Genomic DNA, 13,605 nt, shown 5'->3' with positions numbered 1-13,605 from the left:
CTATGGCGGGTATATTCAGCGGTTGGATGCAGGGGATTGTGACCCTTGCAACCAGCGCGATCGTCACGACTTCAACGGCAACTCCCCTCATCCGCCAAAGCCATCTCCCCCCCAGCATTGCCTTGGATACGGCTCTCTGGCAATTCCCCAGTGAACGCGCGCGACTGCTGCAAGCCATTGATTACAGTTTGCGTTACCTGCGCAGCGATCAAGCCCGCCGCGACTATGCTGCCTACACCGCTCCCGGCCAACCTGGTGCCGCCCTTGGCCCCAATCTCCAGCAGCGGGTAATCCGCTCCCTCGAACGCTTTCGCCATTTAGTGCAAACCCGTCGCTCTGCGGCAGAACTGCAAGCAGCGGTGAAGCGGGAATTTGTGTTTTACCAATCTATTGGCAGCGATGGCCAAGGGCGAGTGGATTTCACGGGCTATTATGTACCCACCTACCGCGCTAGCTTAGTGCCCACCGCAGAATACCGCTATCCCCTGTTTCGTCGCCCCCCCAATTTTGAGCAGTGGCCACAACCCCACCCAACCCGCTTGGAACTGGAGGGGGCGGATGGTTTGCAGTGGCGCAATGGCCCTTTGCGGGGGCTGGAGCTGGTCTATCTGCGCGATCGCCTAGAGGCCTTTCTTGTTCATGTCCAAGGGTCTGCGGAACTGCAACTGCCCGATGGTCGCCGCTTTACCGTCGGCTATGCCGGTAAAACCAATCACCCCTACACCAGTATTGGTCAAGAACTGATTCGTGATGGCAAGATTGCCCGTGAGGAACTGACGCTACCACGCCTCATGAACTACTTTAAGGCCAACCCTGCTGAGCTAGATCGCTATTTGCCCCGCAACACCAGCTTTGTCTTTTTTGAACACACCCAAGGGCGTCCCCCCACGGGCAGCCTCTCGACCCCAGTGATTCCAGAGCGTTCGATCGCCACCGATAAGTCCTTGATGCCGCCGGGTGCCTTAGCGGTGATCAACACGAAAATTCCCCTTAAAGCCCAAGGTCAATGGCAACAAACCCCCGTCAGCCGTTTTGTCTTGGATCAGGATACCGGCAGTGCCATTCGTGGGCCGGGTCGTGTTGATATTTTCATGGGCACGGGAGATGTAGCCAAGGCGCGAGCCGGTCTCATCAATACGCCGGGGCAGTTGTACTATTTGCTCCTGCGGGAATAGCTAGGGGTGCAGCGCTACTTTAATCACTTGGCGCGCCTTCATTGCTTGGAGGACGTTTTCAATCTCCCTTAGGGGAGCTTGGCCACTAATCAGTTTCTCGAAGGGGAGCGTGCCACTGGCAATTAACTCTAGGGCTTGGCGGACAAAGGTGGGCGTGTTGTGAAACACCCCCTTGAGAGTCAATTCTTCGTAGTGCAGGCGTTCCGTATCCACCCGAATCGAGGTTTCCCGAGGGCAGCCACCAAAAAGGTTAATCGTGGCACCGGGGCGACCACAGGCAATCGCCGTTTCCCAGACTTCGGGAACCCCAGTGGCTTCAATGACAATATCGGCACCACGTCCTTCCGTCCAGTCTTTGACGACGGCGGGAATATCGCTGCACTGGTGATGATTGATGGTCTGCTCTGCCCCAAAGGTACGGGCGATCGCCAGCCGCTGATCGGAACCGCCAAAGGCGAGAACCCGTGCTCCCTGCTGTGCCAGAACCCCCATAAACATTAGGCCAATGGCACCATCTCCTAAAACCACAATTTGCGGTGGACTGGGCCACATCTCAGCCATTGCGGGGTCAAAGCCAGAGCGGGCAACACCGTGGAGAACACAGGCAAGGGGTTCAGTCAGTGCTGCCAAGGCAAAGGAGAGGGACTCTGGAATGCGCAGTAGATTCTGGCGGACAATGCTGGCGGGAATTTTTAGGTACTCGGCAAACGTGCCATTGTTGAATTCCAGATGGGGACACAGAGAAAAAGCCTGCCGCTGACAGTAAAAACACTGGCCACAGGGGGCAGAATTATTGGCTACCACGCGATCGCCCACCCGCCATCCGGTCACGCCTGCTCCTAGGGCAACAATTTCCCCGGCTGCTTCATGACCAAAGAGAATCGGTGGCGTTAGCATCCGCGCATGACCGCCGCGCCGCCATACCTTCAAATCCGTACCACAGGTGGTTGCGGCCTGAACACGAATCACCACTTCTCCGGGACCCGGCGTGGGATCGGCCACGGTTTCAATGCGCACATCTTCTTTGCCGTAGAGCACTGCTGCTTTCATTGCACGTCCCCCATCGGATTAGGCCAACCCTTGCAGGAGGCCACAGAGCAGTCCCAAGAGGGCAACCACCCCATAGAAGCTAGCGACGATTCGCAGTTCTGACCAGCCGCCCAACTCAAAGTGATGGTGCAGAGGCGCCATCCGCAGCAGCCGTTTGCCCACACCGTCGGGGCCTTTGGTTGCCTTGTAGTAGAGCACTTGGACAATCACTGAGAGGGACTCCACAAAGAAAAGACCACTGACAATCAACAGTTCCCAGAGGTGGTGACTGGCCAAGCCAATGCCCCCTAGGAGTGCCCCAAGGGCCAGTGAACCCGTATCCCCCATAAACACCCGCGCCGGATGGTGATTGTGCCAGAGGAAACCAAGACAGGCACCACTCATGACCACTGCTAGAATTTGCAAATCCGGCTGGGCAGTCAGAATCATTCCTAAAGCAAGAAGGGCGATCGCCGCCGTGCCAGCGGCAAGACCATCGAGACCATCGGTGAGATTGAGGGCATTTCCTTCTGCCATCGGCACAAAAATAGCCAAGGGAATAAAGGCAATCCCCAAAGGCCAAACCCACCCCCAAGGAGCCGTCACTACCGTTGCCGTTGGATCACTCCCCACCAGCCAAGCACAAAAAAGAGCTGCCCCAATGCCCTCAAGGAAGAGCCGCAGCCGAGCCGATAACCCTTTGTTGGATTTGCGCCGCAGAACTTGCCAGTCATCCCACCAGCCAATGACGGCATACCCCAGCACAAGAAGGGCGATCGCCCCCACCCCTGCTGATAGCTTCCCCTGCGCTACCGCCGTCCACAGGAGTGCCAGCCCTAACCCCGTCGGCACAAAAAAGATTCCCCCCATTGTCGGTGTGCCCGATTTTTGCAGATGGGATTGCGGGCCATCTTCGCGAATAATTTGCCCTGTCTTTAGTCGCCGCAGCAAAGGTACCACGGCCATGCCTAGAACCGCAACGATGGCCAAACTCACCAACCAAGGCAGTGTCAGGGTTTGCAACGGCTGTTGCCAGTGGTTTGCCGCGGTATCGTAGGCAATACTCGCAATGAGTAGGCCAATAGTGAGAAGGCCAAAAAGTCGCTGTCCTGTCAGCCAGCGGGGTTCAACGGCAGCCGTGGTTTTGGTGGAGGGCATGGGGATAGCTCTAGCACATCACTCCGATAATAGGCGGATTTGTGCCCTACTCCTCAAGCTCTAGGTCATCTTCTTCGTCGTAATCGCCCAAGGAGTCACCCACAAATTCCTCAATTTCACCCATATCATCGAGGGCGCTATCTAGGAGAGGGTCTGCCTCATTGCCATCGCGGGGAATCAAGCGGCCGCTTTGCCTTAGCCATTCCAGAATAGAGCGATCGGAACGACCGGCAGTCGTCAAGTTCTTGTGGGAAATGGGTTCTTCGTACAAGGATGGGTTATGGAGGGTCATAGGGCTAGGGTGAACAGTGTTGTGGTAGTGCAATCCCTTAGTCTAACGTTTGGCCTTAGGAATGTAAATCTTCACATTGTGGCGATCACCGAAAGTGGCACATTCTCTGGAACTTGCCTAGACTGGAGAAGTCGCTAAAGAATAGGCCTGAAACTTTGATACACGAGGGATAGCAAGAATGTCTTTACTCAAAAAATCATCCATCACTTTGACGGTTTTAAGTGCGGTGTCCCTCGGTGGGGGGGCGATCGCCGCTCCCTATCCCCCAGAAGTGGTTTCCCGATTTACCAGTGAATGTACGACTGCTCTGCAACAAGAGGTGCCGCAAATGGCGCAATACGCCAATGCCTACTGTACCTGTGTGATCAATGAACTGCAATCCTCATTGACCTTGGCAGAATTTCAGGCGATCGGGGAAAATGTGCAGACGAATGTCACTCCTGAAGTGCGTCAGATGCTCACCAACACCGCACAAACCTGCCTGCAACGAGTCACCCAGTAGCTAGAGGGGGGAGAAATCCCCCCAAATATGTTCCTAGACTGCACTTAGAAACTGAGCGGCAGCGGCTTGCAAGTCTGCCACTTTATCGAGTTTTTCCCAAGGTAGGTCGAGATCATCACGCCCAAAGTGACCGTAGGCAGCCACATCTTGGTAGAAGCGACCACCGCGCTCCTGAGGCAAGTGGCGCAGGCCAAAGGTTTGGATAATGGCAGCGGGGCGCAGATCAAAGTGGGCTTTAATCAACTCCAGCAATTGCTCTGGAGCGAGTTTACCCGTGCCAAAGGTATCCACAAAGAGGCTCATGGGGCGAGCAACACCAATGGCATAGCTAATCTGTAACTCGCATTTATCGGCTAGCCCTGCGGCAACGATGTTTTTGGCAATGTAACGCGCCATGTAGGCGGCACTGCGATCCACCTTGGTGGGGTCTTTCCCGGAAAAGGCACCGCCGCCGTGACGGGCATAGCCACCGTAGGTATCCACGACGAGTTTGCGTCCCGTGAGTCCCGAATCTCCTTGGGGGCCACCAATGACAAATTTGCCCGTGGGATTGACGAGAAAGCGGGTCTTGTCATCGGGTTTGATCGCTAGATCCGCAAAGACAGGGTTGACCACTGCTTCCCATAGATCGGCTTTGATCTTTTCTTGAACGGCGGCTTCGTCGCTAATGTCACCAATGGTGGCCGTGTGTTGGGTGGAAATCAAGATCGTGTCAATGCCCACCGGCTGGCCATCTTCATAGATGACGGTGACTTGGGTTTTGCCATCGGGACGCAGGTAAGGGAGTTGACCCGTTTTGCGGACAGCCGCCAAGCGACGCGCCATGCGGTGAGCCAAGCTAATGGGCAGGGGCATATACTCAGGGGTTTCGTTGCAGGCATAGCCAAACATAATGCCCTGATCGCCCGCTCCAACACGATCTAATTCGGCATCACTCAGGTGTTCCCGTGCTTCTTGGGCAGTGTCCACCCCGCGGGCAATATCGGGGGATTGCTCATCCAGGGCAACGATAACAGCACAGCTATTGGCAGCAAAGCCGTTGTCAGCGTCGGTGTAGCCAATTTCACGGATTTTCTGCCGTGCGAGGTTGACGTAGTTGACCTGTGCTTTGGTGGTAATTTCCCCCGTAATCAGCACCAGACCCGTATTTACGACAACTTCAGCGGCAACGCGACTCTGGGGGTCTTGGGTAAGCAGTGCATCCAGAATGGCATCGGCGATTTGGTCACAAATTTTATCGGGGTGGCCTTCAGTGACGGATTCCGAACTAAATAAGTAACGCAAGGTAGCACTCCTATGGCATGGGTTGTTGAAAGAACGGCAAGAAATTGGCTTATGCTAACACGGCCTTTTGACAAAAAAACAAGGACTGGTTCCTAAATTCTAGGATTATACCTGAGGGGCGGGACACACGAGTGAACCTGAGGATTGGCTAGACTAGGAGCAGATTTCAGGCTTTTCGAGTTGTATGTCTGCTTTACGCTATGCCTACTATCCCGGTTGTGTGGCTCAGGGTGCTTGTCGGGAATTAGACCTCTCAACGCGGGCGATCGCCCCCCTGTTGAATATCGAGCTAGTGGAATTGAAGGAGGCCAGTTGTTGTGGCTCAGGCACATTTAAGGAAAATTCGTGGCTTCTAGAGGATACCGTCAATGCTCGCAACATTGCCCTAGCTGAAGAGTTGGCCTTGCCCCTGTTGACCCATTGCAGCACCTGTCAGGGGGTGATTGGCCATGTGGATGAACGCCTCAAAACCTTTCAGCGCGATCGCCCAGAGTACGTGGCAGAAATTAACCAAGTGTTGACGCAACAGGGCTGCGCTCCTTACCAAGGCACCACCGAAGTCAAGCATTTGCTCTGGGCCATTGTTGGGGATGTGGGCATTGACGAGTTGCGCAATCGCGTCCGTCGTCCCCTCAGCGGACTTCGCTGCGCCGCCTTTTATGGTTGCTATCTCCTGCGCGCCCAAGAGAGGCTTCCCTTTGATCACCCGATTCACCCCACCTCAATGGAACAGGTGTTTGAGGCATTAGGCGCCACCCCTGTAGCGTATGAGGGACGCACCCAGTGCTGTGGTTGGCCCATTTCCAGCTATGCCACAACGGCCAGTTTTGCCATGGCGGCCCAACGACTCCAAAGCGCGATCGCCAGTGGTGCCGATTGCATTGTGACGCCCTGTCCTCTGTGTCACCTGAATCTCGATGCCCGTCAACCAGAGATTGCCCAGCAGGTGGGAGTTGCCCTCAATCTGCCGATTCTCCACTTGCCGCAACTGGTGGGACTAGCCCTTGGCCTCAGTCCTGAGGAACTGGGTTTAAGAAAACATGTGGTTTCAACGCAGCCAGTGTTAGCAAAACTAGGGCTTTAGCTAATCGGCGGGAAGCCCCGCGCTCTTCCGAAGGGGAGTGTCGGGATGAGAGCCAAAGGCGCTGAGGGGGTTCGCTGCCCCCGAAGTGCCCAAGCGAGGGGAGTCTTGCTGTGCAATAAGTGTGTGCTATAATCCTTGCCCAACGGTCAGGCGGCTAAATCCAGCCTAAATAAAAGTTTTGCCGATGCGGGGAGAGCAGGGTTCCTAAACAACGTCGCGAGACATCAACTCGGCGATACTCATCAAAACAGTGAGCCTAGGGCATCGGCTCACTATAAAACGCGAAGGTCGAAAGACTGGAGAAGCCCGCCCTCTACGCGAAGCGTGAGGGTCGGGAGTATGTCACCTGATTTCCAAGATGCCTGATTCGGTGCAGATCGCTTGCAGTGGCTGATCCCACGGATCACGGGGCAATTCCTCTAAAACCGCTGCCTCAAAGACAATTCCCCAGCGACACACGTGCTGCCAATCGGGGTGGGCAAAGAGGCGATCAAAAAAACCGGCTCCATAGCCGAGACGGTACCCTTGGCGATCGCAGGCAACGGCAGGCACCAAACACAGATCAACACGGGACGGCTCAACCAGCGGAGCATCGGCAGCAGGTTGCCAAATCCCATAGCGCCCTTGCTGCAGGGTATCTGCCTTGCCATCAAAACAGTGCCACTGTAAATCCTGACCCACGACACGGGGCAACCCCCACTGTTTTGGGAGGGACCAGAGGGAGCGTAAATCGGGTTCTCGCCGATGGGGCACGTAGGTCAAGACCGTAGTTGCCTGTTGAAACTGGGGATGATTAAGCAAGTGTTGACAAATGCGCTGACTGCGGTCTTGCCACTGGCGATCGCTCAAGTGCTGCCGCCATTTAATATAGTGTTGTCGCAGTCTGGCTTTATCCATCATTGATTTTCTGGGCACCAAAGCCACAGGTTAATATAGAGGCCAAAGTGAGTGTTTAGCCTGAGGAACAATGCAACTGTCCCCCCAAGAAAAAGACAAGCTGCTGATTTTTACTGCCGCTCTTGTGGCTGAACGTCGTAAAGCACGGGGCCTCAAGCTCAATTATCCCGAAGCAGTGGCCTATATTTCTGCTGCCATTTTGGAAGGGGCGCGGGAGGGACGCACGGTTGCTGATTTAATGAGCTATGGCACAACGCTGCTCAGCCGTGACGATGTCATGGAGGGGGTGCCAGAAATGCTCACAGAGGTACAAGTCGAAGCCACATTTCCCGATGGCACCAAGCTGGTGACAGTCCACACCCCCATTCGCTGAAGGCTGAAATAGCCGCGACATGACCCCAAGGCAATGGGAAAATTTTGCGCGCCATTCAAATCCCGATAAAAATAGTCGGATATATTTGACAGGGCGATCGCCCCTTGCTAGGATGGTCATCATCTTGTCTGAGGCAGGCTGAAGACCCATGACCGCAACGTTGACCTCCGCCACTGAAACCGCCTACTTTACCCACCTCAAATGCAAAGAGTGTGGCGCAGAGTACGAACCCCAAGCCATTCACGTCTGTGAATACTGTTTTGGGCCACTTGAAGTCAAGTACGACCTGAACCGATTGGCCGCAGCGGTCAGTCGCAGCACCATTGAAGCAGGGCCAAAGTCCATTTGGCGCTACCGTCCCTTTTTGCCCGTGACCTCGGCCAATCCAATTGATGTGGGCACAGGGATGACTCCCCTTATCAAAGCCCAGCGGTTGGCACGGCGCCTCGGACTCAAGCACCTGTACATCAAAAACGATGCGGTGAATATGCCCACCCTTAGCTTCAAGGATCGGGTGGTGTCGGTGGCGTTGACGCGGGCGCGGGAATTGGGGTTTACGACAGTCTCCTGTGCCAGTACTGGCAATTTGGCAAACTCCACGGCGGCGATCGCCGCCCACGCCGGCCTAGACTGCTGCGTCTTTATTCCCGCGGATCTGGAAGCAGGAAAGATCTTGGGGACGCTCATCTATGCACCAACGGTGATGGCCGTGGAGGGCAACTACGACCAAGTGAATCGCCTGTGCTCAGAAGTGGCGAATACCCACGGGTGGGGGTTTGTCAATATCAATTTGCGCCCCTACTACTCGGAAGGGTCAAAGACACTCGGTTATGAGGTCATTGAACAGTTGGGCTGGCAGCTTCCTGACCACATTGTGGCTCCCTTAGCCTCTGGCTCCTTGTTCACGAAAATTTACAAAGGCTTCCGCGAATTTGTGGAAGTGGGTCTGGTGGCTGATAAACCCGTGCGCTGTAGCGGTGCCCAAGCAGCGGGCTGCTCTCCCATTGCCCAAGCCTATGCTGAAGGGCGCGACTTTGTGGCACCGGTGAAGCCCAACACCATTGCCAAGTCCATTGCCATTGGTAACCCCGCCGATGGTGTTTATGCCCTAGACATTGCCCGCAAGACCAATGGGGCGATCGCGGCAGCCACCGATGAAGAAATTGTCGCAGGCATTAAACTCCTAGCGGAAACGGAAGGTATTTTCACTGAAACCGCTGGCGGCACCACAATTGCCGTGCTCAAAAAGCTGGTGGAAGCAGGCACCATTGATCCGGAGGAAGTGACCGTGGTCTATATCACCGGCAATGGCCTGAAAACCCAAGAGGCGGTGCAAAACGACATTGGTCAACCCCTGACAATTGAACCCAAGTTAGCCAGCTTTGAGCGTGCCTTGGAGCGATCGCGCACCCTCGAACGGTTGGATTGGCAACCGGTATTGGTCTAGTTGGTTTTCCCGACCCTGTGTTGAAATTTACTGATAGTTTGTAGAGGTCTATGGCTGTTACAGTTTTGATTCCCACTCCCTTGCAAAAACTCACCCGCGATCAGGCGACGGTGGAGTGCCAAGCCCAATCGATTGCTGAGCTTCTGGATAAGCTAGAACAGGACTGCCCCGGCATCAAAGGGCGGCTCTGTGATGAAAATGGCCAACTGCGGCGATTTGTGAACTTCTACGTCAACAATGAGGACATTCGCTTCCTGAATGGTCTTGAAACCCCCCTCAAAGATGGGGATGAGGTGAGCATTATTCCGGCGATCGCTGGCGGCTGAGCCGGCATCCCCTCCTAGCCAAGCAAAGGGTGTTGAGGGGCTTCTACACCTCCTCTTGCAGCTAGAGAAAAGGGGGTGAGTCCTGCGGGATTTGCAGCAGCAAGGGCGGGGTGATAGCCTAGGCTGCAAGCTGGACGCCCCCAAAGGCCCTCGCACTTCTAGAGGGGAGATTTGTTAGGATCAGGGCACTGTTTGCTGCTGCTGTCCGATGTTTCAGTCTTGGTTGCAACCCATTGCTAATTCCCCAATGCTCGCTCCCGCCAAAGAGGTGGAGGATTCCCTGCTCCTGCGCCTAGGGGTCTTGGGCATGGTGATTGTTGGCTTGGTGGCAACTGATGTGGCGGCGGATACTGCCAATAGTCTTTGGGCGGTTCCCCTCTCTATTGTGGGCTTTAGTTGGAGTTGGTGGGCACGGCGGCAAAGAAATGTTGTGGCAAAGCTGGCGATCGCCATTGGGATGTTGACGGCATTGGCGATTTTTTTGGGGCGATTGGCCACCCTCAATCAAGATTCCCGCATTCTGCTGACGGAACTCTTGATTCAACTGCAAGTGCTCCATAGCTTTGACTTGCCCCGCCGTAAGGATTTGGGTTACTCGATGGTGATTGCCCTAATTTTAATTAGTGTGGCGGCCACCCTCAGTCAAACCATGACCTTTGGCCTGTTTCTCGTGCTCTTTCTGGCGATCGCCCTGCCAGTTCTTGTACTTGACTACCGTTCGCGCCTTGGTTTACTTTCTACCACCTCGCCATCCCTACGCTTGCCTTGGCGGCAATGGGTCGGCCTCTTTGCCCTGATTCTCGGCTTGGGGATGGTGGTCTTTGTACTGCTGCCGCGTTTCCCCGGCTATCAGATTCGTGCCTTGCCGGTCAGTGCAGACATTCAGGTGGAAGGGAAATTTGACCAAGCGCGGGTGATCAATCCGGGATTTGTCAGTGGCCGTGGCAGGGGAGGGGCAGGGGAGGCACTGGTCAATCAGACGTTTGCTGACACCTTTGATAGCAATTTTTACTACGGGTTTAACAGTGAAATTGATCAGACCTTTGGCCTGCCCATGGTGCCAAGGGAACTCATGCGGGTGCGATCGCAAGCCCCCGGCTTTTGGCGAGTCCTTGCCTTTGACGAATACACGGGGCGCGGTTGGCGCATTAGTCGCAACGATGAGGCAGAAGTGCTGCGGCGTTCCCCTTGGAGTTTTCGCTATCTGCTGCCGCAGCAACTTTCCCAAATGCCAACGCGGGAAGTGATTCAGACCTACACCATTGTTTCTGAGTTTAGTAACCTGATTCCGCACCTCTATGAGCCGCGCGAACTCTATTTTCCCACCCGCGAAATTGCCCGCGATCCCGATGGTGGCCTGCGGGCGCCGCTGCCTTTGCCCGAGGGGCTGACCTATTCGGTGATTTCTCAAGTGCCCGTGCGCGATCGCTCCCTGTTGCGCAGAGCGCCAAAATTAAATCACACCTTGGGCTATCAGTCCTACCTTGAAGTGCCCCCTGACCTCAAACCACGGCTGCAAAAGCTGGCCCAAGACCTCCTTGCCAAGGCCGATCGCTCGATTCCCGAACCCTACGAGCAAGCCCTCTACCTCACCCAAGCCCTGAAGCAATCCTATACCTTGAAAACCGATATTCCTGAACTAGGAAAAGATCAAGACCTAGTGGAGGCCTTTCTCTTTGAGTGGCGGGGCGGCTATCCCGATCACTTTTCCACGGCGTTGACACTGCTGTTGCGCAGTATTGGCATTCCCAGCCGTTTGGTCACCGGTTTAGGCACAGGGGAATTTAACCCCTTTACGGGCTTGTACGTGGTTCGCAACACTGACGCCTATGCCCTGACGGAAGCCTACTTTCCCAACTTGGGCTGGTTTCTCTTTGATCCCATCCCTGGCCATGATCTCTATCCTCAAACCCTAGAGGTGGATCAGACCTTTAGCGTCCTGCAGCAGTTTTGGCAGTGGGTCACCAGCTGGTTGCCGACACCCGTTACAGGATTCCTTGGTACGCTCTTTGCCACGCTCGAAACCGCTTTGCAAAAATTCTTTGATCTGTTTAGCCAAGGGTTGGGGGGCATAGTGCAAGGGATTCTGATTCTCTTTGGGGGTGTCATTGTTGTTTGGGGCTTGTGGTATGCTCTCCAGACGTGGCGATATCGTCAACGCCTACAAAAACTGCCGCCGATCGCCCGCCTCTATGTACAAATGCTCGATGGTCTTGCCCAGCAGGGATTAGCGAAGCGACCCAATCAAACCCCTTGGGAATATGCGCGATCGCTGCAAACCTGTGGCCGTCTGGATGCCATTAGTCAGCGTGCCATTGAAACCCTGACCCAAGCCTATGTGGCTTGGCGCTATGGTGGTGATCATCCCCCCTTGCCACCCCTGAAGCGCGCCCTGAGCCAACTGCGACAACAACGCTGGCGATCGCTGCAACGCACGGTAGCCGATTTGCGCCGTCGTTAATCCTTGTCCTTGGGGCCGTCATCGGCAAGGACATCATCGCTCACTAGTTCAGTCACCAGCACCTTATCCACACGGTTGCCATCCATATCCACCACCTCAAAGCGCAGGCCATCGGTTTCAATGTAATCTCCCGACTGGGGAATGCGCCCAAACAGGGTAATGATTAGCCCGCCAAGGGTGTGGTAGTTGGCTGTGTCCTCCTCAGGCAAACTTTCCCGCCGCAGCAATTCCTTGAGTTCATAGGTAGAAAGCAGCCCATCCAACAGCCAAGAGCCATCCTCCCGCTGAATGACTTGTGGTTCCTCCCCCTCATCGTGGCGCAGGGTGCCGATAATTGCTTCCGTGAGATCATTGAGGGTGACTAGCCCTTCAATGCCACCGTATTCATCTGTAATCAGGGCAATATGCTGACTCGATTGGCGAAAAAGTTCAAGGACATCAAGGGCAGGTAGGCCTTCGGGAACAAAGAGTGCTGGTTGCAAAAGCTGACGCAGGTCAATAGTTTGCTGAGTTAAGCGGGCGGCCAAAAAGTCCTTGGCGGAAATAATGCCCAAGCAGTGATCAATGGTTTCTTCGGCCACGGGAAACCGCGAGTGAGAACTGGCTAGAATATCAGCTTCGATTTCTTCAAGGGGAGATTCAATATCCAGCCAAACAATATCGGTGCGGGGGGTCATGATGGACTCGATCGGGCGATCGCCCAAATTGAAAATCCGTGCCACCATGTCCTGCTCTGCCACCTCAAAGAGACCCGCCTGTGCTCCCTGCTCAATGAGAACTTTGATTTCATCCTCAGTAACCGTTTGTTCGGCAGTGGTGGCAATACCCAATACTTGCAGGATGGCATCCGTTGAGACACTTAATAGATGCACAATCGGGGCGGCTAATTTCGTCAGCCATGTCATGGGTTTAGCAATATTGCAGGCGATCGCCTCGGGGTACGTCATGGCAATGCGCTTGGGCACCAGTTCGCCAATCACAAGGGAAAGATAAGTGATACCCGTCACCACAATCGCAATACTCAGAGGCTGGCTGTATTGACCCAACCAAGGCAAGGGGCTGAGGGCAACCTGTAACCGCTGAGCAAGGGTGGCCCCCCCCACGGCACCACTGAGAATACCAATCAGGGTAATCCCAATTTGTACAGCCGAAAGAAAATTATTCGGAGAGTTGGCTAATTTGAGGGCAGCTCTAGCCTTGCGTTTACCCCGTTTTGCTAGTTGCTCGAGGCGGACTTTGCGGGCAGAGACCACTGCGATTTCAGCACCAGCAAAAATGCCGTTGGCGATGATGAGCAGCAGCACAAGTAAGATTTCTAAGGCAGCGGCAGACATTGCAGCTATTCTTCTAGGGGGAACCCCAGATATACAGTCTGAGTCGGCATCGTCGGTCGTCAGGCTTATTCAAGAGACTGCTCCTTTACTGCCGATATTGTTTCCATGATGCTGAATAAATTGCTCCTCTGCCAGTGGTATTAACCTGTGGGGGGAATGTAATTCCGTCATTAAGCAGTTGTGGCTGTTTTGAGGCTGTGCCAACCTATTCCGAAGGGTTGTATAGCAGTCAGGATACTGGAA

Annotated in this window: 13 protein-coding genes and 1 pseudogene; 8 read left to right on the top strand and 6 right to left on the bottom strand. The window is 54.7% G+C overall.

What is annotated here, in order from left to right; all coding sequences use genetic code 11:
* Positions 1–2 precede the first annotated feature (2 nt).
* Positions 3–1,175, top strand: coding sequence for a murein transglycosylase A (locus ACK4HN_RS00900; RefSeq protein WP_409868198.1), 1,173 nt, complete (start codon positions 3–5; stop codon positions 1,173–1,175).
* Here ACK4HN_RS00900 and ACK4HN_RS00895 read toward each other — a convergent pair whose 3' ends face one another.
* From ACK4HN_RS00895 to ACK4HN_RS00885, 3 genes are read right to left on the bottom strand one after another with little or no spacing between them, the layout of a single operon-like run.
* On the bottom strand, positions 1,176–2,225 hold the full coding sequence (locus ACK4HN_RS00895) for a zinc-dependent alcohol dehydrogenase (RefSeq protein WP_409868197.1): 1,050 nt from the start codon (positions 2,223–2,225) through the stop codon (positions 1,176–1,178).
* 18 nt (positions 2,226–2,243) lie between these two features.
* A complete protein-coding gene (gene mraY / locus ACK4HN_RS00890; RefSeq protein WP_409868196.1) occupies positions 2,244–3,362 on the bottom strand; it encodes a phospho-N-acetylmuramoyl-pentapeptide-transferase in 1,119 nt (372 codons plus the stop codon).
* Positions 3,363–3,408: 46 nt separating this feature from the next.
* Positions 3,409–3,654 (bottom strand): DUF3134 family protein, encoded by a 246-nt coding sequence (locus tag ACK4HN_RS00885; RefSeq protein ID WP_409868195.1) that lies wholly within the window; start codon positions 3,652–3,654, stop codon positions 3,409–3,411.
* 178 nt (positions 3,655–3,832) lie between these two features.
* On the opposite strand from ACK4HN_RS00885, the gene ACK4HN_RS00880 reads away from it, so the two are divergent.
* On the top strand, positions 3,833–4,156 hold the full coding sequence (locus ACK4HN_RS00880; RefSeq protein ID WP_409868194.1) for a hypothetical protein: 324 nt from the start codon (positions 3,833–3,835) through the stop codon (positions 4,154–4,156).
* Positions 4,157–4,189: 33 nt separating this feature from the next.
* On the opposite strand, the gene metK is transcribed toward ACK4HN_RS00880, so the two are convergent.
* A complete protein-coding gene (gene metK, locus ACK4HN_RS00875) occupies positions 4,190–5,440 on the bottom strand; it encodes a methionine adenosyltransferase (protein ID WP_409868193.1) in 1,251 nt (416 codons plus the stop codon).
* A 184-nt stretch (positions 5,441–5,624) separates the two neighbouring features.
* Here metK and ACK4HN_RS00870 point away from each other — a divergent pair, with 184 nt between their 5' ends.
* Entirely contained in the window at positions 5,625–6,524 is a 900-nt protein-coding gene (locus tag ACK4HN_RS00870; RefSeq protein WP_409868192.1) for a CoB--CoM heterodisulfide reductase iron-sulfur subunit B family protein, read from the top strand.
* Between the two features lie 135 nt (positions 6,525–6,659).
* A pseudogene (locus ACK4HN_RS00865) lies at positions 6,660–6,852 on the top strand (hypothetical protein); the annotation flags it as partial.
* Positions 6,853–6,866: 14 nt separating this feature from the next.
* Here ACK4HN_RS00865 and ACK4HN_RS00860 read toward each other — a convergent pair.
* Complete coding sequence (locus tag ACK4HN_RS00860; RefSeq protein ID WP_409868191.1) at positions 6,867–7,424, bottom strand: 5-formyltetrahydrofolate cyclo-ligase; 558 nt, start codon at positions 7,422–7,424, stop codon at positions 6,867–6,869.
* Positions 7,425–7,491: 67 nt separating this feature from the next.
* Between ACK4HN_RS00860 and ureA the strand changes: the two genes are divergently transcribed.
* The 4 genes from ureA to ACK4HN_RS00840 all read left to right on the top strand — a co-directional run bounded on the left by ureA (position 7,492) and on the right by ACK4HN_RS00840 (position 12,028).
* A complete protein-coding gene (gene ureA / locus ACK4HN_RS00855) occupies positions 7,492–7,794 on the top strand; it encodes an urease subunit gamma (protein ID WP_409868190.1) in 303 nt (100 codons plus the stop codon).
* 148 nt (positions 7,795–7,942) lie between these two features.
* On the top strand, positions 7,943–9,241 hold the full coding sequence (gene thrC / locus ACK4HN_RS00850) for a threonine synthase (protein ID WP_409868189.1): 1,299 nt from the start codon (positions 7,943–7,945) through the stop codon (positions 9,239–9,241).
* Between the two features lie 50 nt (positions 9,242–9,291).
* Positions 9,292–9,567 (top strand): MoaD/ThiS family protein, encoded by a 276-nt coding sequence (locus ACK4HN_RS00845; protein ID WP_409850875.1) that lies wholly within the window; start codon positions 9,292–9,294, stop codon positions 9,565–9,567.
* 208 nt (positions 9,568–9,775) lie between these two features.
* Positions 9,776–12,028: a DUF3488 and DUF4129 domain-containing transglutaminase family protein gene (locus ACK4HN_RS00840; RefSeq protein WP_409877099.1), complete on the top strand. Its 2,253-nt coding sequence runs from the start codon at positions 9,776–9,778 to the stop codon at positions 12,026–12,028.
* Here the strand turns inward: ACK4HN_RS00840 and ACK4HN_RS00835 are convergent.
* Positions 12,025–13,362, bottom strand: coding sequence for a hemolysin family protein (locus ACK4HN_RS00835; protein WP_409868187.1), 1,338 nt, complete (start codon positions 13,360–13,362; stop codon positions 12,025–12,027). The genes ACK4HN_RS00840 and ACK4HN_RS00835 overlap by 4 nt on opposite strands.
* Between the last annotated feature and the right edge of the window lie 243 nt (positions 13,363–13,605).

The sequence above is a fragment of the Thermosynechococcus sp. genome, assembly GCF_046299655.1.
Lineage (GTDB): Bacteria > Cyanobacteriota > Cyanobacteriia > Thermosynechococcales > Thermosynechococcaceae > Thermosynechococcus.
Note: the sequence above shows the minus strand (reverse complement) of the source record. Positions and strands in the feature narration are given on the sequence as shown.